Here is a 1,715-nt window from a genome sequence, read left to right as displayed (position 1 = left end):
GCGGCGGCCTCGATCTGCACGAGCAGGTGGTCGCTCGGCGCATTGGTGGGCGTGGGCACGTCGCGGACTTCCAACTCGCGGGTGGTGGTAACGACTACAGCTTTCATCGTGGTGCTCCTTCCGGCCGATCCGATCAAGCCAGGCGGCGTTCTCGCCACAAGCGCCGCCTTGATCTCAGCAATAAAGCCGAGTCACCTGGAATAGCAACTCGGCTCCGATAGAGGAGTGACGTCAGGCGACGGAAACGGCGCCGCCATCGATCATGTAATTTGCGCTTGTTAGATACGACGCGGCGGGCGACACCAGGAACCCAACAAGCGAAGCAACTTCTTCGGGCTCGGCCATACGGCCCATGGGCACACCGCCAAACTGATCCGATAGGTTTTTATAAATATCATTGGCACTCGCGCCGGAACTGTCTCCGAGCTGCTTCAAAAATCCGACCATCGCTCCTGTTGCAGTCCCACCAGGCGAGACCGTGAGAACACGTACCCCCTTGCTGGCGACTTCATTCGCGAGAGCCTTGCTGTAGGAATTCAATGCCGCTTTTGAGGCCGCGTACGCCATATTGATCTGCCACAACGGAACTCTGCCTGCAACGGTCGAGATATGAATGACGACGCCGCTCTTCTTCTCAATCATGGCGGGAATCAACTCACGATCTAAACGAATGGTGGACAGGAAGTTCAACCGGAGTTCGTTCTCCCAGTGCGCATCGGTGAGCGTGCTGAAGCCGCCGCGGGGAGCCGTCAGGCCGCCAACATTGTCGATCAGGATATCAACTCCGCCGAACTTCTCATTGATTTCCTTCACCACGGTCGTCGTACCTTCCGGCGTAGTCATATCTGCCGCAATGAAGTGATGATCCGGGTTCGCGTCCGAAGAACGGCTGCGCGCGGTGATGATCACCTTTGCGCCAGCCTGCGACAGACGCTCCGCGATTGCTTTACCAATGCCTTTGGATCCACCAGTGACCAGTGCAGTTTTACCTTCCAGGCTAAAGTCCTTCGTGAGTGAGTTGAACATTGTTTCTCCTATCTGAAACGATTGATTTAGAATGAGGCGCAGAAAGTGACCTCTGGGCCATGGGCTTCGGAAGCAATGGCTTCAGCGAAGCAGGATCATCGTGAAAGCTGCTTCACGAAGTACTCAGCCATCCTCTTGATCTTTGAAGGGTCTCGATCCAGGATGAACGACTCATGCCAGCCGATGTAGGTGTTGATGAAGTAGTCCGTGAGCAGCTCCGGATCTTCTTCTGCGCGGATCTTACCCGCCTCCATGGCACGCGTGATGAGTAAGCAAAGGAGGCGGTACATGGCATCGCTGTCCTCCTTGAGGATCGAGTGGACTCTTTGATCGTCCGTCGCAACCTGGAAGGTAGTCTTCCAACTCGCGGGCGGTGGTAACGACTACAGCTTTCATCGTGGTGCTCCTTCCGGCCGCTCCGCTTTGGTTGCCGTCTGCGCGTCCGTGGCTTGGGCTAGGCAGCAGATTTTCTGTTTAAGCAACACTGGTCTCCTTCATGAAGGCGAGCAGGAGCTCGCCGAGCTGAACCGGCTGTTCTTGTTGAATCCAGTGACCGGCGCCGTCAATGAGCTCAATCTCTCCCATCCTCGTTGCTGCCTTGGCTTTCATCAGATCGAGTGCACCTGGTGCCGAGTAGGTGCCCCAATCACTCTTCCCGCCAATGAAGAGTGATGGCACATCGATTGTTT

Annotated in this window: 2 protein-coding genes and 1 pseudogene; all 3 read right to left on the bottom strand. The window is 56.1% G+C overall.

Annotation, left to right across the window (positions count from 1 at the left end):
* Positions 1 to 231: 231 nt before the first annotated feature.
* On the bottom strand, positions 232 to 1,026 hold the full coding sequence (locus tag JAO29_RS23080) for an SDR family oxidoreductase (protein WP_334270639.1): 795 nt from the start codon (positions 1,024 to 1,026) through the stop codon (positions 232 to 234).
* Positions 1,027 to 1,121: 95 nt separating this feature from the next.
* Positions 1,122 to 1,364: pseudogene (locus tag JAO29_RS23075) on the bottom strand (TetR family transcriptional regulator C-terminal domain-containing protein); the annotation flags it as partial.
* A gap of 136 nt (positions 1,365 to 1,500) precedes the next feature.
* Positions 1,501 to 1,715, bottom strand: a 215-nt coding sequence (locus JAO29_RS23070; protein WP_334270637.1) for an alpha/beta fold hydrolase, incomplete at its 5' end; no start/stop codon positions are given.

The sequence above is a fragment of the Edaphobacter sp. HDX4 genome, from assembly GCF_036877565.1.
Lineage (GTDB): Bacteria > Acidobacteriota > Terriglobia > Terriglobales > Acidobacteriaceae > Edaphobacter.
This window is presented reverse-complemented; position numbering and strand designations above follow the sequence as displayed.